17 protein-coding genes and 1 tRNA gene are annotated in these 21,585 nt (G+C 60.4%); all 18 read right to left on the reverse strand.

The genetic code is table 11. The annotated features are described in order from the left end of the window. Positions 1–143: 143 nt before the first annotated feature. The 18 genes from QZ822_RS08705 to QZ822_RS08790 all read right to left on the reverse strand — a co-directional run bounded on the left by QZ822_RS08705 (position 144) and on the right by QZ822_RS08790 (position 21,284). Positions 144–1,781, reverse strand: a complete 1,638-nt coding sequence (locus QZ822_RS08705) for an L-lactate permease (protein WP_070616635.1) — start codon at positions 1,779–1,781, stop codon at positions 144–146. 579 nt (positions 1,782–2,360) lie between these two features. Continuing rightward, a tRNA-Pro gene (locus tag QZ822_RS08710) sits at positions 2,361–2,434 on the reverse strand. A 228-nt stretch (positions 2,435–2,662) separates the two neighbouring features. After that, the gene (gene der, locus QZ822_RS08715; protein ID WP_070634467.1) at positions 2,663–4,243 is read right to left on the reverse strand and encodes a ribosome biogenesis GTPase Der; all 1,581 of its coding nucleotides are present in this window, start codon (positions 4,241–4,243) and stop codon (positions 2,663–2,665) included. Between the two features lie 111 nt (positions 4,244–4,354). Then, positions 4,355–5,047: a (d)CMP kinase gene (gene cmk / locus QZ822_RS08720; protein ID WP_294644021.1), complete on the reverse strand. Its 693-nt coding sequence runs from the start codon at positions 5,045–5,047 to the stop codon at positions 4,355–4,357. A 54-nt stretch (positions 5,048–5,101) separates the two neighbouring features. Continuing rightward, positions 5,102–6,271 (reverse strand): prephenate dehydrogenase, encoded by a 1,170-nt coding sequence (locus tag QZ822_RS08725; protein ID WP_294644023.1) that lies wholly within the window; start codon positions 6,269–6,271, stop codon positions 5,102–5,104. 18 nt (positions 6,272–6,289) lie between these two features. Further along, the gene (locus QZ822_RS08730; RefSeq protein ID WP_294644025.1) at positions 6,290–7,420 is read right to left on the reverse strand and encodes a pseudouridine synthase; all 1,131 of its coding nucleotides are present in this window, start codon (positions 7,418–7,420) and stop codon (positions 6,290–6,292) included. 87 nt (positions 7,421–7,507) lie between these two features. Then, the gene (gene scpB, locus QZ822_RS08735; protein WP_294644026.1) at positions 7,508–8,524 is read right to left on the reverse strand and encodes an SMC-Scp complex subunit ScpB; all 1,017 of its coding nucleotides are present in this window, start codon (positions 8,522–8,524) and stop codon (positions 7,508–7,510) included. Then, a complete protein-coding gene (locus tag QZ822_RS08740; protein ID WP_294644028.1) occupies positions 8,517–9,524 on the reverse strand; it encodes a ScpA family protein in 1,008 nt (335 codons plus the stop codon). Before QZ822_RS08740 ends, scpB begins: the two co-directional genes overlap by 8 nt. A gap of 193 nt (positions 9,525–9,717) precedes the next feature. Next, the gene (locus tag QZ822_RS08745; protein ID WP_005506637.1) at positions 9,718–10,578 is read right to left on the reverse strand and encodes a ParA family protein; all 861 of its coding nucleotides are present in this window, start codon (positions 10,576–10,578) and stop codon (positions 9,718–9,720) included. Positions 10,579–10,672: 94 nt separating this feature from the next. Continuing rightward, positions 10,673–12,028: a site-specific tyrosine recombinase XerD gene (locus tag QZ822_RS08750; RefSeq protein WP_294644029.1), complete on the reverse strand. Its 1,356-nt coding sequence runs from the start codon at positions 12,026–12,028 to the stop codon at positions 10,673–10,675. A gap of 76 nt (positions 12,029–12,104) precedes the next feature. Further along, on the reverse strand, positions 12,105–12,779 hold the full coding sequence (locus QZ822_RS08755; protein ID WP_012903859.1) for an NUDIX hydrolase: 675 nt from the start codon (positions 12,777–12,779) through the stop codon (positions 12,105–12,107). Positions 12,780–12,924: 145 nt separating this feature from the next. Next, entirely contained in the window at positions 12,925–14,619 is a 1,695-nt protein-coding gene (locus tag QZ822_RS08760) for a CTP synthase (RefSeq protein WP_294644033.1), read from the reverse strand. Positions 14,620–14,959: 340 nt separating this feature from the next. After that, positions 14,960–16,678 carry a DNA repair protein RecN gene (gene recN / locus QZ822_RS08765; protein ID WP_005506652.1) on the reverse strand — a complete coding sequence of 573 codons (1,719 nt, stop codon included), beginning with the start codon at positions 16,676–16,678 and terminating at the stop codon, positions 14,960–14,962. A gap of 19 nt (positions 16,679–16,697) precedes the next feature. After that, entirely contained in the window at positions 16,698–17,621 is a 924-nt protein-coding gene (locus QZ822_RS08770) for an NAD kinase (RefSeq protein WP_005507691.1), read from the reverse strand. A gap of 329 nt (positions 17,622–17,950) precedes the next feature. Next, a complete protein-coding gene (locus tag QZ822_RS08775) occupies positions 17,951–18,679 on the reverse strand; it encodes a TlyA family RNA methyltransferase (RefSeq protein WP_294644035.1) in 729 nt (242 codons plus the stop codon). A gap of 94 nt (positions 18,680–18,773) precedes the next feature. Next, positions 18,774–18,941, reverse strand: a complete 168-nt coding sequence (locus tag QZ822_RS08780) for a hypothetical protein (protein WP_049354919.1) — start codon at positions 18,939–18,941, stop codon at positions 18,774–18,776. Next, positions 18,934–19,971: an HAD-IIA family hydrolase gene (locus QZ822_RS08785; protein ID WP_294644038.1), complete on the reverse strand. Its 1,038-nt coding sequence runs from the start codon at positions 19,969–19,971 to the stop codon at positions 18,934–18,936. Before QZ822_RS08785 ends, QZ822_RS08780 begins: the two co-directional genes overlap by 8 nt. 182 nt (positions 19,972–20,153) lie before the next feature. Beyond that, a complete protein-coding gene (locus QZ822_RS08790; RefSeq protein ID WP_294644040.1) occupies positions 20,154–21,284 on the reverse strand; it encodes a hypothetical protein in 1,131 nt (376 codons plus the stop codon). Between the last annotated feature and the right edge of the window lie 301 nt (positions 21,285–21,585).

Genomic DNA, 21,585 nt, shown 5'->3' on the forward strand with positions numbered 1-21,585 from the left:
AGCCTCCTGTTTCTTGGACTTTAGTTTTGTTGTCCAAGAAACGGGAGGCAGTTCACGAAGTAGAAGGGGGCTTTCGCTAAACCGTGTCGCGGTACCTCACCTTTCAGGGAAGGCAGGTTACACGCATCGGAGCTTCACGCTGTTTAGGAAACAACCAGGGACAGAACGTAACTCCAAACACAGGTGATAGCCAGCAGGATTGCGCTGTACTTGATTGCCATGGAGGTAATCTTGGATTCCTCGCCGGCGCTGTTTACTGCAGCAGCTGCAATTGCGATGGACTGCGGGGAAACAATCTTCGCCATCACACCACCGGCGGTGTTAGATGCAATCAGCAGGGTCTGGCTGACACCAATCTGATGTGCGGTGGTAGCCTGCAGGCCAGCGAAGAGGATGTTGCTGTTCACCACAGAGCCGGTCACGAACACGCCGATCCAACCGATGATCGGGGACAGCAGCGGGAAGATTGCGCCCACAGCGGCAACAGCCAGTGCGATGGAGGTAATCATACCTGCGTAGTTCATGACGTTAGCAACGGACATGACCAGGCAGATCATGATGATCGGGGTCTGCAGCTGCTTCCAGGTTGCACCGAGTTCCTCGATAGCCTCGCCCCAGCTGATGGAGGAGGTCAGGATGGTGATGATTGCAGCCACCAGAATTGCGGTACCGGAAGCACCAATGATGTTCCAGGTGTAGGTCACGTCAATTGCCTTGGGGGTTGCAACGATCGGTGCGGTCTGCTGGATGGTCTGGTGCAGCCACGGAACGGGGAAGGTGATGTTACTGAAGGCCAGCAGACCCCCCTTAGCAAAGAGCGGCTTCATCGCGGTGGACCAGAGCAGAATCACGACGGACAGGTAGACGAAGGGGCTCCATGCCTTGAGGATTTCGCCACCGGTGTGCTTGACGCTCTGCTGAGCCTCAACCTCTTCCAGGGAGGGAGCGGTGGGCTCACGGAAGATGTTCTTGGGCTGCCACTTCTGCATGATGAGTGCCAGAGCAATCAGAGCCAGCAGCGGCGGGATGATGTCGACGAGCTCGGGGTTACCGAGGCCTGCGAGCAGGACAGACTGGCCGCCAGAGTAAATCAGACCAACAATCAGTGCTACCAGACCGACTTCGCGGATACCGCGCAGACCGTCCTGAATAGCAACAAGCAGTACGGGGATGAGAGCCGCCATGATCTGGATAACCAGGACCATTTCGATGGACAGTGCATGCAGGTCCACGCCGCCGCGGGTTGCTGCGGTGGTCACGGGGATACCGATAGCGCCGTATGCACCGGAGCTCACGTTAGCAATCAGTGCGAACATTGCGGCCTTGAGCGGGTTGAAGCCCAGGGACACGAGCAGTGCAGCACAGATAGCAATCGGGATACCGAAGCCTGCAGCGCCTTCAAGGAAGCCGCCGAAGCAGAATGCGATCAACAGCATCTGGATGCGCTGGTCGGTAGAGATGGAGGAGATGGAGGAGCGAACAATTTCGAAGCCGCCGGAACGCACAGAAATGCGGTAGAGCCACACTGCCATGAGCACGATCCAGCCGATGGGCCACATGCCCGAGAGGAAGCCGTAGAGGATGGAGCCTGCACCGGCAGTGATGGGCATACCGAAGATAGCGCAACCGATGACCAGTGCAATGACGAGGGAGATAACGGCAGATTTAATACCGCTGAGCTTCAGGACGGTGAGGCCCAGAAGGAAGAAAATAATCGGGACTGCTGCCACGAGTGCGGAGAGTGCGCTCGAGTTCAGCGGGTCGTAGACTTGCTGCCACATGATGTACTGTGTTCCTTTCCGCGCCCAGGGGCGGGATTGTGTCGTGCCGCAAAACCTTCCCAGCGACGCGTGTGGCGGCGTGTGTGCCGTGTGTTGCAGGTGCGTACACCTAGCTGTTTGATGCGTTAAGGACGCTATCCCTTGGGGATATATGCCTTCACTTGGGTTCGTGTTGGTTTTGCGGTTATGAAATTTAGTGTGTTGAAACGGCGTTTTTGTCACAGAAACCTAAATATTCCTTGATTTGTCAAGGGAATTTCAGGGGCAGGATAATGAATCTCTAATCCCAAAAACGCAATTCCTTGTGTACCCAATGTACCACCGAACACCCACAAAATCGGGCATATTCCAACATTTAGATTCAAGCTCATAATTGCAACCTAACCTAAAGCCCCACCGCTTTACAGGTGCAATGCCGGCCCCTCCCCCGCCATCTCAAGGAAGAGAGCGCACTTCGGTGCTTCCAGCCGTGTTTTGGCGCCGACTCCCGCGTTTCCTCGCCCGAGCAGGCAAACCATAAAACCACTAAACGGCATACAAAAAAGCTCCGGAAGGAAAAACCTTCCGGAGCTTTATCTGTCGGGTTGACAGGATTTGAACCTGCGACCCCTTGACCCCCAGTCAAGTGCGCTACCAAGCTGCGCCACAACCCGATTCGTTATTCACGATATTGTTTTCAAGGTTTCCCCTGAACACTCGAATAACTATACCGGGCTTTTAACCCCCGCGCAAGCCAGAATCCCTATTTTTAGAAAAAATCTTAAAAATCTTTTCCTCGCAGATTTCCATACAGATTTTCCGCACAGAATCCGGTACGCGGGAGCCAAGCCTAACAAAGGGCCAGCCCAGCAACACGGCATCAAGCAGACGCACCCCCGCTACTAGCGGCGGCCGCCCTTACCCTTCTTAGCCTTCGCGCTCTGACGCTCACCCAGGGAGCGGCGCTCACGCACACGCATCGAAATCTCAATCGGAGTACCCGTGAAATCAAAAGTCTCACGCAGACGACGCATAATGAAGCGACGGTAGCCCGGATCCAAGAAACCGGTAGTAAAGAGCACGAACTTCGGCGGACGCGAAGACACCTGAGTACCGAAGAGAATACGCGGCTGCTTACCGCCACGCAGCGGGTGCGGATGCGCGGCAACAATCTCGCCCAGGAACGCATTCAGGCGACCGGTCGGAATACGCGAATCCCACGACTCCAGCGAGTGCTCCAGGGCGGGCACCAGCTTGTCCTTGTGCCAGCCGGTCTTCGCCGAAATGTTCACGCGAGGCGCCCACTGCACGTGTGCCAGGTCGCGCTCAATCTCGCGCTCAAGCATGTCGCGGCGATCCTCATCGAGGGTATCCCACTTATTGAACGCCAGGACCATCGCACGACCCGAATCAATCACGGTCTGCACGATACGCACATCCTGCTCAGAGATCGGCTCGGAAACATCCAGCAGCACCACGGCAACCTCAGAACGCTCCAGAGCAGTCTGAGTACGCAGCGAAGAGTAGAACTCCGCACCCTTAGCCATGTGCTGGCGACGGCGAATACCCGCGGTATCCACAAAACGCCAAGGGTAGCCGCCCAGCTCAATAATCTCGTCAATCGGATCACGAGTCGTACCAGCCAGGTCGTTCACCACGGCACGCTCAGAACCAGCCAGCTTGTTCAGCAGCGACGACTTACCCACGTTCGGGCGACCTACCAGAGCCACACGACGCGGGCCACCCAGCGCCTCCGGCTGAGCGAACTGCGAGTGCTCCGGCATAACCTCAAGGATCTCGTCCAGAGCATCCGCCAGGCCACGACCGTGCAGACCCGACACCGGGAACGGCTGACCCATACCCAGCGACCAGAGGTTATAAATCTCCGGCTCCAGGTGAGCGTCATCAATCTTGTTAGCAATCAGAATGATCGGCTTCTTCACGCGGCGCAGCATACGCACAATCTGCTCGTCCGAAGCGGTCACACCCACGCGGGCATCCACCACCAGGACCACAACGTCGGCCTGCTCCACAGCGATCTCAGCCTGCTCAGCAACCTGAGCATCAATACCGCGGGCATCAGACTCCCAACCACCGGTATCAACCAGGGTGAAGCTCTTACCCAGCCACTCAGCCTTATAGGACACGCGGTCACGAGTCACACCCGGCTTATCCTCAACCACCGCTTCACGGCGGCCCAGAATACGGTTAATGATGGTCGACTTACCCACGTTCGGGCGGCCAACAATCGCCACTACCGGATCAGCGAGCTGCTCTTCCTCTTCCTCAATGTCGAAGCCCCAAGCACCCAGCAGGGCGCGGTCCTCTTCATCCAGGTCGTAGTCCTCAAGACCCTCTAGAAGAGCCTGAGCACGCTGATCAGCGGTCTCATCATCAATCTCAGCGAGGCGCTCGGTAACGTCGTCCTCGCCACCGCCCAGGTACTTATCTTCGTAATCGTCGCGGATAGCGTCCTCAGCCATGCGCATTCCTTTCTCTACCCGCCCCACGCCCGACCCAAAGGTCAGCACGCGAGCGCGGCTCAACGTCTTCTCGGGAGCGGATGCACCACTCCCCCAGCGTTTCGGCGGGGCCTAGCCCTCGCGCTTCGCTTTCAACTGGTCATTCACAGCGTTAATCACTGCAGAGACCGTCGCATTAAAATCAAGATCCGAGCTGTCCACCAGGGTCACGCCCTCGGCAGCTTCCATAAAGTTATTGACCTTCGAATCCTTCGCATCACGCTCAGCGATCTGCTTGCTCAAGTCGCCCGAAGCGCCGGACTTCTCCGCGTTCTCCAGGCCGCGGCGCGCCATGCGCACCTCCTCGGAAGCAGTCAGCAGGATGCGCGCATCAGCGTCGGGAGCGACCACGGTGGTGATGTCGCGGCCCTCAGCGACCATGCCGTTAATAGCGTGGTCAATCATCCAACGCTGCAGGCCAATCAGGTGCTCACGAACCGCCGGAACCGAAGCCACAGCAGAAACGGCCGAAGAAATGCGCTCGCTACGAATCTCCTCACGGATATCGGTCGAGCCCATCAGAATCTCTTCTTCCTTAATGTTCGTACCGAACACCAGGGGCATCTCCTCGACAGCCTTCGCGATCGCCTCAGCGTCGTTCAGGTCAACGCCAAGTTCCAGCACACGGTAGGTTGCGGCACGGTACATTGCACCGGTATCCAGGTACGCCAGGCCAAAGTGGCGTGCAACTTCCTTAGACACAGACGACTTACCGGAACCGGAGGGACCGTCAATAGCAATCGTCAGTTTAGGGTTCTCGTGCATCAGCACTCCTTCAAATTCGTCTCAAACTTTATGCCGGAAAATACAGCTTTAACTCTACTTCACAACACGCCAACCGCGAGCCGACAAATCGCGGACCAGCGCCTCATGAATAGACGGATTGACCGAGATTTCAGCCATACCCACCGGGGCACCCGTCGAGTGCTCCAGACGCAAATCCTCAAGGTTAGCGCCCAGCTCACCAATCTCGGCAAGCAAACGAGCCAGCGTGCCGGGGGTGTCGTCCACCAGCACCGTCATCTTTGCGAACGCGGCGGGTGCCGTACCGTGCTTACCCGGAATACGGCTCACGCCCGCGTTGCCTTCACTCATCAGCTGCGCCAAATCCAGGCGAGCGCCGGACGCCGTCGGGTTCTCCAGCGTCGCGATGAGGCGGTTCAGGTCATCACGCACCCCGTAGAGGGTCTGCACAATCGGGTCAGCGTTCGCCGCAAAAATCTGCACCCACAGCGTCGGGTCCGAGGCCGCAATACGCACCGTATCGCGCAAACCCTGACCCGCCAGGGACAGCGCATACAGCGGAGTGTCCTGCAGACGCGAAGCCAACAGCGAGCTCATCGCCTGCGGCACATGAGAGATTAGGGCAACCGTCTGATCATGTTCCTCAACGCCCAGAGAAGTCACAATCGCGCCCAGCTCCACCGCCACAGAACGCACCAGACGCACACACTCGGGGCGAACCGAATCGTGCTCGCAGATAATCCACGGACGCGCCTGGAACAGCTCACCGCGAGCAGCCACCGGGCCAGACTTCTCACGCCCAGCCATCGGATGCGAACCCACGTAACGGGACGCATCCGCACCCGAGGCAAGCACATCAGCCAGCGGCTGCACCTTCACCGAGGCAACATCCGTCACCACGGCGCCGGGGTAGCCCGCCTCCGGTCGAGGCGCATAGGTGTTCAACGCGCGAGCGCACACGGCACCGGCACTATCCGGAGGCGCAGCCACCACCACCAGCTGCGGGGCGAGGGCGGCGCGCTCCTCCTCCGACAGTGTGGAGATGCTTGTACCGGCACCGATATCCTGCGCCACAGCCTCGGCGGTGGGTGAAATATCTTGGACGTACACGTCCTCGCATCCTGCCGCACGCAACCCCAAACCAATGGAGGCACCCAGCAGACCCGAACCGATAATGAGCACCGGCCCGGTCAGCGTTGAGTCCATGGGCAGCTCAGATGCGGAAAGCTCAGCGGGCGAGCTCATGACAACTCCTTAGCGTTATTACATGTCCACCGAAGCGAGCAGGTGACCGATCTCGACCTTGGAGAGGTTACGGACGGTACCCTGCTTCTGCGAACCAATACGGATCGGGCCCATCTCGACGCGGACCAGGCGCTCAACCGGGTAGCCGACAGCGTCGAAGAGTCGGCGCACGATGCGGTTCTTACCGGAGTGGATGGTCACCTCAACGAGCACGTGGCCGGGGGTGGAGTCCACCAGCTTGAACTCGTCCACGCGGGTCACGCCGTCTTCCAGGCGAATACCCTTCTTCATGGCTGCGCCGACGCCGGGCTCCATCGGGCCGGGAACCTGCACCAGGTAGGTCTTGGGCACCTCGTAGGAGGGGTGGGTGAGGCGGTTCGCCAGTTCACCGTCGTTGGTCAGCAGCAGCAGACCCTCGGTTTCGACGTCCAGGCGGCCCACGTGGAATACGCGCTCGCTCATGGAGGAACGCAGGAAGTCAGAGATACAGGGGCGACCTTCGGGGTCTTCCATGGTGGAGACCACGCCGGCGGGCTTGTTGAATGCCATGTAGACGAGCTTGTCGTTGGTCTGAACGGTCATGCCGTCCACCTGCACGGTCACCTTGGAGGGGTCCACGCGCACACCCAGCTCGGTTACGACTTCACCGTTGACGGTGACGCGGCCTTCGGTAATCATTTCTTCGCAGACGCGGCGGGATGCCACACCGGCCTGAGCCAGCAGCTTCTGCAGGCGCACGCCGTCGTGGTCGTAGAACTCGTAGTGGTCTACCGGGGCGTTGCGGGGGCGGCGGGGGCGGTGCGGGCCAGCATAGTTGCTGACGCGGTATTCGCCGCGCTCGTTTGCGAAGGCTTCGCCGGAGCGGTAGGGGCGGCCCGGTGCGCGGCGTTCGCGCTTGGGCAGTTCGGTGCCGCGGCCGCGACCTGCGCCGAACTTCTTCTCGCCAAACTTCTTGTCACCGAACTTCTTCTCGCCGAAGCCCTTTGCGCCGTTCTTCGATGCGCCGGGGCGACCGCCGCGTGCGGATGCGCCCTTAGCGCCGGGCTTACCGCCCTGACCGGGACGACCGGCGCCGGGACGGCCACCGCGAGAGTTCTGGGGACGACCGGATGCAGAGCGGCCGCCGCGGGAGGAGTTTCCATATGCCATGGTGTTCTTCTCTTTTCTGTCGTATAGTGCGAACGTTTCAGGCATTTCCCGAACGTTCGTTCGTCTTATTGGTTCGTTGTCGTTGTCTTAGTCGTTGCCTTCGGCAAGCACTGCGGCTTCCGTGTCATCGGGCAGGAAGGGCGCGAGCGCCGGCAGCTCCTCCAGCGAGTTCAACCCGAGCTTCGCCAGCAGCAGCTCCGTGGTTTCGTAGAGGGTAGCGCCGCTTCCGGTTTCTCGACCCGCTTCACGAATCAGCTGCCGTTGCAGTAGCTGACGGATTGCCGCGTCCGCGTTCACGCCACGAATGGAGGCTACCCTCGCCCTGGTCACCGGCTGCTGGTAGGCAATCACGGCGAGCGTCTCGTAGGCGGGCTTGCTCAGGGTTGCGCTCTTGGAGCGGGTCACAAAGCGTGCCACCCAGGGGGCGAAGTCGTCGCGGGCGTAGAGTTTCCAGCCTCCGGCGATGTTCCGCAGCTGGAATCCGCGCGGTTCGGGTGCCACCCGATTTTCGTCTTCTCCGTAGCCGCTTTCTTCGCCGTTGTACTCGCGGTACAGCTGGTCGAGCGCGTGCTCGACAGCTCGCTCGCTCACGATGAGCGCGGCAGAGAGTTCTTTGACGCTCACCGGTGCTTCCGCGACGGCAAGAATCGCTTCGATGGCGCTTTTGACACCGCCGGGGATTGCCTCAACCTTGGAAAACTCGGCTTCGGCATCAACCGCCACGCTGGGTGCGGTGGAGGGGCCTCCCGCCGGAATCTTCGCGGTTTTCGTTGCCGGTTTCTCCGACTCGCGGGATGCAGTTTCCTGCGATTCCTCGGAGCTGTCGGAAATGTCGGAACCGTCGGAGTCCTCTACCGTTTCAGCGGCTTCAGCCTCCTCAGCTTCTTCGGTCACCTCATCCAGAGGAGTTGTTGCTACTTCGTGCTCAGCCGGCTCAGCATCCGCCTCAGCAGGCTTCGAGATCTCAGCCTCTACCGCCTCTACCGGCGCCGAGTCTGCCTGTTCCGAATCCTCGTCTGCGTTCGGATCCCAGTAGCCCATGTTCACGATGGCAAGGTCGTCAGGGGTGAATTCACGGTCAAAGCGTGTGCCGTGATTACTCATACTCCTCCTCTACCGGTTCCGTGTTAGCTTCAGATCCGTTCGCTTCGGGTGATTCAGGTGCTTCACCGGTTTCGTGCGCATCCTGTGTGCCTGCGGTGTCTGCAGTTTCTTCGCGGATTACGAACTGTGCGGCGCTCGCGCTCGCACGTACCCGAATGGCTCCGAGCGGTGCGTCCTGTTCCACGTGCAGAGCGCCTTCTTTGTAGAGCTCGAGCAGGGCGAGAAAACGAACCACCGCGATTTCTAGTTCGCCGGATCCTTGAACCAGTTCGGCGAAGCTCAGTTCCCGCGCCGCAGTATCGAGCAGGCTGTGCAGAATGTAGTGTTCTTCAGCCGCGATGGTGGTGAGCGGAACGTGCAGGTGCTCGTTGAGTTCTTCAACGATTTCTTCGGGTTCCGGTTCGGGCTCTTTGGGGGTTCGGCTCAGCGCTGCTGCGGCGATGCGGGCGAACTCTTCGGCGCCTCCGGTGAAAACCAGCTCGGGTAGCGCCTGGGCGAATCGTTCTTCGAGGGCTACCGCGCGGGGAAAACGCTGCGCTTCTTGCGCCCAGCGTTCAGCAAAAATATCGGCGACTTCGCGGTAGGCGCGGTATTGCAACAGACGGGCAAAGAGCAGGTCGCGTGCCTCCAGCAGTGCGACATCCTCTTCGAGGGGTTCACGATGCTGCGGGAGCAGGCGTGCGGTCTTGAGTTCCAGCAGGGTTGCGGCGGTGACCAGAAATTCGCTGGCTTCGTCGAGTGCACGTTCGGTACCCTCGGCGTAGAGGGCGTGCAGGTATGCGAGGAACTCGTCGGTGACCTCTGCGAGCGCCACCTCGGTAATGTCGAGCTTGCGGCGCGAGATCAGGGTCAGTAGAAGATCAAAGGGACCCTCAAAATTACTGAGGGTGAGGGTGAAACCGCGTTCCGGGTTCTGCAGGCCGCGGCCCTCAGTCCGGGCGTTCGCGGCGGTGTCTGCGTTCGGTGTCGGTACCCTCACGGCAGCGACGTTCGTGGTCATAAACGACCTATTCTCCTTAGGTTTATTCTCCCCGGCTTCGTTGGTGCCGTCTCAGATGCGGCTGCTACTTCGCATACTTTTTCGGCGTAAGCAGTGTGCGGGGTCTTTAGAATCCACACAATTATACGCCCTCTGCCGGTGTGACTCAAGGGTGAGAGTCACCTCAGCAGAGGGCGTATAGGTGCGGGGGGCTTTAGCGTGCGCCGCCCTTGTAGATTAGTTCGCGTGCCACCTGGCGGTATGCTTCCGCGCCGGGGTGGCTGGAGGCGTAGCTAAGAATCGGCTCAGCGGACACCGACGCGTCCGGGAACTTCACGGTGCGCTTGATGACGGTGTCGAAGACCTTGTCGCCGAATGCGTCCACGATGCGCGCCAGAACTTCCTTGGAGTGGATGGTGCGGGCATCGAACATGGTGGCGAGTACGCCGGAGATTTCGAGGTCGGGGTTCAGGCGGTCCTGCACCTTCTCGATGGAGTCGACCAACAGTGCGACGGCGCGCAGTGCGAAGAATTCACAAATCAGCGGAATAATGACGCCTTCGGAGGCGGTCAGCGCGTTGACGGTCAGCAGGCCCAGGGAGGGCTGGCAGTCGATGAGGATGACGTCGTACTCGTCACGGACCTTGCGCAGTGCCGAGGCGAGAACCTGCTCGCGAGCCACTTCGTTGACCAGCTGAACTTCAGCTGCGGAGAGGTCAATATTGGCGGGAAGCAGGTCGATGTTCTCCACGCCGGTGGGCAGGATGACGTCCTTGATGTCGACCTTGCGGTCCATCATGACGTTGTAGACGGTCAGGTCCAGTTCGTGCGGGTTCGCGCCGAAACCGGCGGAGAGAGCACCCTGCGGGTCGAAGTCGACCAGCAGCACCTTACGGCCGCATTCTGCCAGTGCCGCGCCCAGGTTAATGGTGGAGGTGGTCTTACCCACGCCGCCCTTCTGATTCACCATAGAGATAATGCGGGCGGGACCGTGGCTGCTCAGCGGAGCCGGGTCGGGGTATACGCGCAGGGGTCGGCCGGTGGGGCCGAGTTCTTGAGCCTGAGCTTCAGTCAATGGTTCACCTTCATCAATGAATTCGAAGTTTTAAAGTTTAAGCGTTGTCTATAAGGTTACCTCAAGAGCGGCTGTTCCGCGGTTTGACGGGGTTTTATCCCCGTTCGTGGGCACGCGGATGCGCCATGCGGTACACCTCCATGAGCCCCTCGGGCGTGACCTTGGTGTACACCTGCGTGGTGGCGATGGAGGCGTGCCCGAGCAGTTCTTGCACCACGCGAATATCGGCGCCGCCCTGCAGTAGGTGCGTTGCGAAGCTGTGGCGCATGGAGTGCGGTGAGAAGTCGGAGCTGAGCCCGGCTGCTTCGGCGGCTTCTTTGAGGATGAGCCAGGCGCCTTGGCGTCCGAGTCTGCTACCTCGTCCATTGACGAAGAGCGCGGCGGTGCCTTTACCGTGCGCGACGAGGGAGGGGCGGGCACGCACCAGGTAGTCTTGGATTGCTTTTTGGGCGTAGCTTCCGATGGGTACGAGTCGTTCTTTGTTTCCTTTGCCGAAGAGTCGAACGTAGCCGGGCAGGGTGATTTGGTTGCCATCTTCATCGGTGAGGGTTCCCTCGAAGTGCACGTCGTCGATATCGGCGTTGAGCATTTCGCTCACGCGCGCGCCGGTGGCGTAGAGGAATTCGAGTATGGCTCGGTTGCGTAGCCCGGTGGCGGTTTCGCGGTCGGGTACGGCGAGTAGCCGCTGGATATCTTCGACGCTGACTGCTTTGGGTAGGCGTTTGACGTTCTTGGGCGGGGTGACCGGTGCCGCCGGGTCGGTGGACACGATGAGCGCGGAGACCCAGAAGGCATGTGCTCCGCGGACTGCCGCCATGGTGCGGGCGATGGAGTTCGGGCCCAAGGGCAATGGTAGGCTCGGCGCCCCTTCAGCGGTTGGTGTTTCGGTGTCTGGCTCCCCAGCTTTCGACTGCCCGGCACGCCCATTTCCAACACGTCCTTTTCCAGCGCGCACGTTTCCTGTACCTCGCCCCGATTCGGAGGCGATCATCAGCGCCAGCGATTCTGCGGCTTCTTCCTGTACTTCCTGGGCTTCCTGCGCGTTCTGGTTGTTCTTTTCCCCCGATTCGAATCCGGCGACGAATCCAGCTAGGGGCACGGTGGGGGCGGCGAGTTCCCGCATGAAGGAACGCACCTGCGCGGTGGTGATGCGTTCGGGGTCGATGACGCCGAGGGTCGCCATGTAGGCGCTGTATCGTCGCAGGTCACGCGCGTAGGAGGCGATGGTGTGTTCGCTGCTTCCTCGCTCCACGCGCAGGTGGATGAGGTACTGGTCAATGGCTTTCTGTAGCGGGGTCTGCGCCTCCTGATGGGAAGGGCCCAGGGCAGAGCCCCAAGTAGAAGAAATCAGGGCAGAAGAACCCTGCACGGAGGAACCGACAGAAGAGGGCGCGCCGAGCAGACCCGCGCCGCGGGCTGTCTTACTCGCCGTGCTTTTTGCCTGCTTCACGCTATCTCCTCTGTCGGTTCTCTTGATATTCGGGTTTGCCGTAGGCAGGGCTACTCCCCCGCCCTACGTTCCGTTCTTAGTGGTTGCGGAAGTTCTCCGGCTTTTCGCGGCGCTGGCCCATGTAGGGGTGGAACTCCCAGCCGCCCTCGGCAGGGCGCAGGCCTTCAAAGTTGTTCTGTGCCGCCGCGTAGGTGGCGAGTACCGCCTGGATAGCGAGCGCGTTGTGAACCTTTCCGCCCAGTACCAGCTGTACTGCGTCGGCGAGGGGCACCCAGCGGTAGGTCATTTCTGCTTCTTCTTCGGTGCGTTCGCTACGTTCTTCGGCGGGCAGTTCTGAGAGGTTGCGTGCCAGGTAGACGCGGCCTGCTTCGCTGGTTGCGCCGGGGCTGCTGAAGTAGTCGGTCAGAGCGTTCCAGGTTTCTGCCTGCAGGTCTGCTTCTTCGGCGAGTTCGCGCTGCGCGGCGACCAGGGGGTCTTCACCGTCGATGTCGAGCAGTCCGGCGGGTACTTCCCAGAGGTTCATGCGCACCGGGTGGCGGTACTGGTTGAGCATCAGCAGTTCGTTGTTGTCGTTGAGGACCGCTACGGCGACGGCGCCGGGCATTTCCACGACGTCACGGGTCAGTACGGTGTTTTCGTTGAGTTCGTACTCTTCAACGGTCGTTTCGATCACGTAGCCGCTGTACTTCACGGTGCGGGTGCGAATCGTGCGTTCGGAGGGTGCATCAATAATCTGCTGGTTGTTGCTCATTCTTTCATTGTAGGTGGCTTCTTAGCTCCGCCACGTTCGGCGCGTCAGGTGCGGGTACGATTTCAAGCATGTTCAGGTTTAAACGAAAGCATCCCGCTCTCCCCTGCGCGGGGTGAGCGGGATGCTGAACGTTTGTGCCTAGAGGTTAGGCGCCGCGACGCTCCAGAGCAGCCTTAATCAGGCCGGAGAAGAGCGGGTGCGGGCGGGTCGGACGCGAACGGTACTCGGGGTGTGCCTGAGTTGCCACGTAGTAGGGGTGTACCTCTGCGGGCAGCTCCACGTACTCGACCAGCGAGGAGTCCGGGGAGGTACCGGAAATGAGCAGGCCTGCTTCTTCAAGCTGCTCGCGGTACTCGTTGTTCACCTCGTAGCGGTGGCGGTGACGCTCTGCAACCTCGGTTGCGCCGTATGCCTTAGCAACCTGAGAGCCGGGAACGAGGTTTGCCTTGTACAGGCCCAGGCGCATGGTGCCGCCCAGGTCGCCTGCACCTTCGACGAACTGCTTCTGCTCTTCGATGGTTGCAATGACCGGCACGGAGGTTTCCGGGTCAAACTCGGTGGAGGACGCTTCGCGCAGGCCCAGTACGTTGCGTGCGTACTCGATGACCATGGACTGCAGGCCGAGGCAGATGCCCAGGGTCGGGATCTTGTGCTCGCGTGCGTACTTGAGGGCACCAATCTTGCCGTCCAGGCCGCGGATGCCGAAGCCGCCGGGCACGAGGATTGCGTCCATGTTGCGCAGCTGGTGGTCTGCATCTTCGTCGGTTGCGCACAGGTCGGCTGCAACCCACTTGATGTTGACCTTCACGTTGTTTGCGAAGCCGCCGGCACGCAGAGCCTCGGAGACGGACAGGTATGCGTCGGGCAGGTCAATGTACTTACCGACCAGGCCAACGTTGACCTCTGCTGCGGGGCGGTGCACTGCGTCGAGCAGGCGGTCCCACTGGGTGAAGTCCGGTGCGGGAGCCTCAATGCCGAAGTAGTCGAGGATGTAGTCGTCGAGCTTCTGGCTGTGCAGGGTCTTGGGGATGTCGTAGATGCTGGGTGCGTCGGCGCAGGAGATGACTGCGTCGCTGTCCACGTCGCATGCGTTACCAATCTTGGTGCGGTGCGATACGGGGACCTCACGCTCACAGCGTAGGATCAGACCGTCAGGCTGGATGCCCAGGCCGCGCAGTGCTGCGACGGAGTGCTGGGTCGGCTTGGTCTTGAGCTCGCCGGAGGGGCCGATGAAGGGCACCAGGGAGACGTGCAGGAAGAAGACGTTCTTGCGGCCAACATCGCGGCGTACCTGGCGTGCTGCCTCCATGAAGGGCAGGGACTCGATATCGCCGACGGTACCACCGATTTCGGTGATGATGATGTCGGGTGCGTTTTCAATTTCCGCTGCGTGACGCATGCGGGCCTTGATTTCGTCGGTAATGTGAGGGATGACCTGGACGGTGTCGCCGAGGTATTCGCCGCGGCGTTCCTTTGCGATGACGGAGGAGTAGACCTGGCCGGTGGTCACGTTAGCAGACTGGTCGAGGTTTTCGTCCAGGAAGCGCTCGTAGTGTCCGATGTCGAGGTCGGTTTCAGCACCGTCGTCGGTGACAAAGACTTCACCGTGCTGGAAGGGGTTCATCGTACCGGGGTCGACGTTCAGGTAGGGGTCGAACTTCTGCATGGTCACAGAGAGGCCACGTGCGCGAAGAAGCTGACCGAGGGAAGAGGCCGACAGGCCCTTACCGAGAGAAGATGCAACGCCGCCGGTCACGAAAATCTGGCGGGTTACCTTGTCGTTAGAGGACGCGTTCAGAGCGTTATTTTTTTCATTCACCACGGAATTCAAGCCTACCATTTTCTTGTCTGCTATCCAAGCAGAGGGTTTTGCCGCGAGAGGATTCTCTCAGGCGGCTTTCCCTCCCCTATTTGTCCTTATCACCACTGTAAACGGAGCCGGGGATTTATTATTCCCGCCGCGCCGTGTAGAAGCAGGCGTAGGAGCATTCTCAGAGTATCTCACATCCTCTGGGCTCCATGCGCCGCTATTGGTCACCGGCACGGGCTGTACTGGCAATTTCCTGAGGCACGCTCGCACGCTTCAGACCCTTTGATGGCCTTTAGCGCGAAAGATGCCACCTTTCGGCGCTTTTGCCAGCACTTTCCCCGTGCTTTTCCCGGCAGGTTTGCCGTCAGTTTCAGCGCCCCTGCGGTACTTCTCGACCGGCAGCCAGCAGCTCGCGAGCGTGCTCTCGTGCCGATTCTGATTGATCGTGTCCGGAGAGCATTCGCGCCAGTTCCACCACGCGTTCCTCTTCGGAAAGCACCTTGACCTTCGAGAGGGACGCGTCATCGTTTTTCAGCACGAGGATGTGCTGGTCCGCGAAGGCGGCAACCTGCGGCAGATGGGTAACCACCAGAACCTGCACGTGTCGGGCGAGCATGGCAAGGCGGCGACCGATTTCGATAGCAGCCTTACCGCCCACGCCGGAGTCCACCTCATCGAAGATGAAGGTGGGCACGGGGTCCACTTCGGCGAGCACTACCTCCAGGGCGAGCATCACGCGGGAGAGCTCACCGCCGGAGGCGCCCTTACCGAGCGGGCGCGGCACTGCGGTTCGGTGCGGGGCCAGCATGAAGGTCACGGTGTCTCGGCCGTGCACCGAGAACTTTTCAGCTTCGGCAACCTCCACAACCAGGGAGGCGTTCGGCATGGCAAGAGCGGTGAGCTCCTCGCTGACGGCATCCGCCAGTTTCTGCGCGGCGGCACGGCGCAGGGCGGTCAGCTCTTCTGCCTGGGCGCCGAGCACCTTGCGTAGCTGTACCAGCTCGGTTTCCAGGGTTTCCTGTCGCTGCGGGTCGTCCACCAGGGTCTCAAGGCGTGCACGGGATTCTTCGGCCCATTCGAGAACCTCGGCAATATCGGCACCGTACTTGCGAGTGAGGGTCGCCAGCTGGGCACGGCGAGTCTGCACCTGCGCCAGACGTTCGGGACCTTCAACGTCCAGGGAGGCCATGTAGGAGGACAGATCCGAGGAGATATCGGTGGCAAGAATCAGCAGTTCGTTGACGCGCGCGGCGAGGGAGGCAAGCTCTTCGTCAGCGTCTGCCTGCGCCTGTAGAGCGGAGCGGCTTGCATCGAGCAGGCTCATGACGCTCTGCTCGTCACCGGTAGAGTATTCACTACCGCTGAGCGCTGCGGAGGCGGTTGCCGACGCAATGCGTAGCGCTTCAACGTTCATGAGCTTCACCATTTCGGCTTTGAGCTCTTCTTCTTCCCCGGCCTGCGGGTTGACGGCGCTGATTTCTTCGAGGGCACCCTGCAGGGTCTGCGCTTCGAGGGCTCGTGCGCGCGAGTTTTCGCGTACTTCCTTCAGCTCTGCGGCGGCGGCGCGGTATCGCTCGTAGTTTTCGCGGTACTTCTCCAGCAGGTTGGCGAGCTCTTCGCCGGCGTACAGGTCGAGGGACTGGCGCTGCTCTGCCGCTGATTTGAGGCGCAGCTGATCGGACTGGCCGTGGACTGCAACAAGAGTCTGACCAATCTGAGACAGGGTCCCGATGGGTGCGGAGCAACCGCCGACGTGGGCGCGGGAGCGTCCCGAGGCGTTGACGGTGCGTGCCAGAAGCAGTTCGGAGGTCTGTTCGTCGATGTCTTCGGCGGTGCCGCCGGCTTCTTCGGCAAGCTCGAGGGCTCGGTGCCCGTGGGGCAGGCGAATCACTGCTTCGGCGAGGGCGCTCTTGGCGCCATTGCGCACGCTGGATGCGTCGGATCGGGCGCCCAGGAGCATGCCGAGGGCGGTGACGACCATGGTTTTACCTGCGCCGGTTTCACCGGTCAGCACGGAGAATCCGGGTTCGAGGGGGAGCCTCGCATCGGTGATGATGCCGAGGTCTCGAATATGGATTTCCTCAATCACGAACGTTCATTCCTTTTCTTTAGTGCTTCTCGGTATCCTGCGGGCCACGCCAGCCACGGATTGGAAGCTCAAATTTACGAACCAGTCGCTCAGAGAAGGGAGCTGGGTGGATACGGGCGAGCAGCACCGACTTTTCGGAGCGTCGCACCTCAATACGGGAGCCGGGGTCCAGCTCTACGGTTCGACGACCATCGCACCAGAGCACGCCGGAGGCGCCGTTTCCGGGCATCATTTCTACCGCCAGGGTGGAGGTCGGCGCTGCTACCAGCGGGCGCGCGAAGAGCGCGTGAGCCGAGAGCGGCACCATGAGAATTGCTTCAACTTCAGGCCAGACGACCGGGCCGCCGCCAGAGAAAGCGTAGGCGGTCGAGCCGGTGGGGGTTCCCATGACCACACCGTCGCAACCGAAGCTGCTGAGCGGGCGGCAGTCCACCTCGATAATGACTTCAATCATTTTTTCGCGGTTGCCCTTTTCGACACTGGCTTCATTCAGCGCCCAGTCGCTGTGCACTCGCTTGCCGTCGTTCCAGACTTCCACGTCGATTGCCATGCGTTCTTCAACGGTGTATTCGTTGTTGACGATGCAGCGAACGGTTTCGGTCAGGTCGCTCTCTTCGGATTCGGCGAGGAAGCCAACGTGTCCCAGGTTCACACCAATGAGCGGAACGCTGGTTCGGCGCACCATTTCGGCGGCGCGAAGAATCGAACCGTCACCGCCGAGCACCACGCCGAGTTCAATATCGATGAGCGCCACAGATTCGTGGACGACCTGCACGGGGACGGGCTCGTCCCAGTTTTCGCTCAGGGTTTCCAGGTCGGAGCGAGTCATGACGGGTGCGAGTCCCGCTTCATAGAGCTGGGTGCACGCCTGTCGGGCGGCATCTCGTGCTTCTTTGCGCCCCACGTGGGCGAAGACGAGAATCTTACGGTGACGTTGTTCCACCGAGTCTTCGGAATCATGGCGCGCGCTGATTGTGGGCAACTGCGAGAGGTCAAAATCTCGCGTTACACGACTTTCCTGTTTTGCCATAACGACTCTCTCCCATCGGGTGTTGAGATGGTGTATCTACACCTATCATACCGAATATGTTCTCGAAGATTTTCTAAATAGCTATATTTTTAGAAAATTATTTCGAATAGCGTACAGCTGGAGTATCCCTAAAATACCTGCGAATAGCGCGGCAGCCTGAGAAAGCCCCGCCCTCAACGCGTCCTGCGTTACCGAGCGGTTTTTCTCAGACTGCCTTAGCACTATTATTTTTGGCACTATATTTATTTTCGGCACCAGAGGAAGTACTCTACGTTGCCGTCCTGTCCGGGGAGCGGGCTGGGTTCCATACCCATCACGCGCAATCCGTGGCTCGCCGCAGATGCCTGAACTTTTTCCACTGCTTCACGGCGGGCGGATTCTTCGTGCACCACTCCCCCGCGTCCGATGCGGTGCTTGCCGACCTCGAACTGCGGTTTGACCATGAGCACCAGGTCGCCGCCGGTTTCGGTGGCGTTCGCTAGCGCCTCCATAACCAGGGTCAGTGAGATGAACGAGAGGTCAGAAACCGTCAGTTCGACCTGCCCGCCAATGTCTTCTGGCTTCATGTAGCGAACGTTGAGCCCTTCGTACACGCCGACTCGCGGTTCTTCGCGTAGCGTGTCCACGAGCTGCCCGTGTCCTACGTCAACGGCGGCTACGTGGGCGGCTCCTCGACGAAGCAGCACGTCGGTAAAGCCTCCGGTGGATGCTCCCGCGTCCAGGCAACGTTTGCCTTCTACCTCGATTTCGGGGAACGCGTCGAGGGCACCGGCGAGCTTGTGCCCTGCGCGGCTGACGTATTCGGTCAGCTCGCTCTGGCGCACGTAGAGGGTGTCCTCCGGGCCCACGAGCATGGACGCTTTGCGCGCAACCTTGCCGTTGACTTGCACGTCTCCTGCCGCGATAAGTTTTGCGGCGAGGGTTCGGGAGCTCACGAATCCGGCTTCGACCAGGTATTTATCGAGGCGCACGGTGTCCTTGTCTTCTTTCTGTCGTCTGGTGACGGGGTTGTCTAGTGCCGGTGAACCCTCAGACGATAACGTTCTGAGGGTTCACCGCCGCGAACTAGGAGAGGTTTTCGAGGTCCTTCTCCAGTTGCTCACTCATCGTTTCGAGGCGCTTGACGCGCTCTACGGGGTCCATGGCGAGGGTCGCCGCGAGTTGGCTCTCGAATTCTGCATCAAGCTCAGCGGTTTCCTCTGCCGTGCTATTAGTCTCCGGTTCTTTAGGCACCGGGGATCCCCTGGATGTTGGGGCATGCGCCCTGTTCGGGGTTTGCCGCCCACCATGCTGCGCAGGCTACGCGCCATGCTTCGGCTTCGCTCTCGCTACCCGCGAATGCTTCGGTATCTGCAATCTCGGGGCCGGTCAGGCTCAGGTTTTCACCGCGGACTCGTGCCTGCCAGGTGGGGCCGGTTGCGGTGACTTCGTAGCCTTCGTAGAGCACCTCAATTTCGGGGTAGGGCGCGAAGAAGTCCTCGAGGGTGCGCAGAACATAGGTCGGACGCTGGTTCGGCACGGCCTCGATGACATCCTGGTAGGTCTGTACGCCGGTGAGGACGAGGGCGCCGTCCATCTTTGCGTTGTTGGCGCCGAGAATGTCGGTGTCCAGGCGGTCGCCCACAATGACGGGGCGGCTGGAGTTCACTGCCTGCGCTGCGGTGTGGAAGATGGGCGCTTCGGGCTTGCCCGCGACAAGCGGGGTACGACGGGAGGCGGTTGCCACTGCCGCAACGAGGGTTCCGTTACCGGGCGCCTGGCCGCGTTCCTTGGGGATGGTCTGGTCGGTGTTGGTCGCGATCCACAATACATCGGGGTTTGCGAGGGTGTAGGCGGCTTCCGCGAGGTCTTCCCAGCCGATCTTGGGGTCGAAGCCCTGGATGACGGCTACGGGGCCTTCTTCTTCCTTGCGGACGGTTTCGAGGCCTACCGCACGAACGCAGTCGGCAAGTGCTTCGGTGCCGGTGATGAGTACCTTGGAGCCTGCGGGTACGTGCTGTGCGAGCAGCGCGGCGCCTGCCTGTGCGGAGCTAACGACTCGTTCTGCTCGGGTATGCACACCCAGTTCACGCAGGTGTTCTGCTACGGATTCTACGGAGCGGGATGCGTTGTTGGTGACGAAGATGACCGGTACGTTGAGTTCTTCTTCGGCGCGGTTGAGGGCTTCGGGTGCACCTTCAATGGCGAAGGGGCCCGCGTAGACTACGCCGTCCAGGTCGGAGAGGAGGGCATCGTAGCGGGATAGGAGTGCATTCGTGGTCATAGAGTGTTCCTCTCGGGGTCTCTGGCGGTTGTCGCTATTAATCGTACCTGTTAGACACTCACCCGTAGGTGCCTTCTGGAGATTATGTGCAAAACCGCTGGACGCCTCCCCCGTTCAGGGGTGCGTCCAGCGGTTGCTGACACTGAGGTCAAGTATTCAGAATCCTTAGATTCTCTGCCGTCTTATTCTGCGGAGGTTTCTTCTGCTTCTTCAGCCTCGGACTCAGCGACTTCGGTCTTCTCGCCCTCAGCTGCCTCTTCCTGTGCTTCAGATGCTTCCTCGTTAGCGGAAGTCTCAGCAGTCTCTTCTGCCTTTTCGTCTGCGGGCTCAGCGATTTCTACGGACTTCTCTTCCTTTTCGAAGAGGCCTGCTTCGCCGAACATATCGAAGATTTCGGGTTCTGCGAAGTTGCCCTGGCCCAGTGCTGCTTCCGCCATGAAGGCGAGGCGCGCCCAGCGTTCTGCTTCCTGGTTACGGCCTGCGTTAGCCAGCGCGTCGGAGTATGCGCTGAACAGGCGGGGGCTGTACTCGAAGGCACGCTTGGGGTTCAGCTGAGGAATCTGCAGCGCTACAACAGCTTCAGACTTCTTGCCCTGATCGCTGAGGATACCGGATTCAACGATGGCAAGCTCTACGCGTACGTTGGCGGGCAGCTCTTCCTTCTTGAATTCAGCAATCATTTCCTGTGCCTTGGGCAGGCGGCCGAGCGCACGTTCGCAGTCCACCAGCAGTGCCAGGTGGTCTACGGAGCCGCTGATACGGCGGTGGGTGCGCAGTTCGCGCAGCGCCAGTTCAAAGTCTTCTGCCACGTATGCGGCTACGCCGACTGCTTCGCGTACTGCGGCAATACGGCCTGCACTTCGGGATGCAGCAACCGCGTGTTCCAGCGCGAACTCGGGGTCGATGTCGAGGTAGCGACCGGCCATGGCGAGGTGCTTTGCAACGGTTTCAGCGTTGCGGGGCTCCAGGGCACGCAGCTGACGGAAGGTTGCACCGTCCAGCTCGCGACCGGTGATGTCGTCGTCAATTTCCGGTGCCTTGGGCTTTGCAGGGCGGTAGCCTGCGCGGCCACCAATGCTGCGTACTTCTTCGCGGGGTGCTTCTGCCTCGGGGCCGTTGGAGCGAGGTGCCTTGGATCGGGAGTCGGAGCGACGACCGTCGAACTTCTTGCCTCCGCGGTCGTTACGCTTGAAACCGCCCTTGCCGCCAAAGTTCTTGCCGCCCTTCTTGGAGCGGAAGTCCTTTCCTCCGCTGTTCTTGCGGTGCTGGCGGGGGCCGGAGCCGTTAGACTCGTGACGGGGGGTCTCAGACATGAATCTCCTTGGGAGGTATCCGCCAGTGTGGGCGGGTAGGGTATGCAGTCGATTCGGGCGAACCGCTGCCTGAGGCATCAACTCTATGAGGGGTGCTTAGATACACCCGCTAATGCCTAAACATAAGCCATACCATTTTAGTATAGAGAACACCTTCCGTGCACCCGTACTGATGGGATGTTAAAGACAAATGGGGAGGTCTAACGACCTCCCCAAACAAAAATAGCCCCGGCGAAGCCGGGGCTATTGAATAAAAAACCCGCGGTGACCTACTCTCCCACACCCACAAAAGTGCAGTACC

The sequence above is a fragment of the uncultured Rothia sp. genome, assembly GCF_916715725.1.
Classification (GTDB): domain Bacteria; phylum Actinomycetota; class Actinomycetes; order Actinomycetales; family Micrococcaceae; genus Rothia.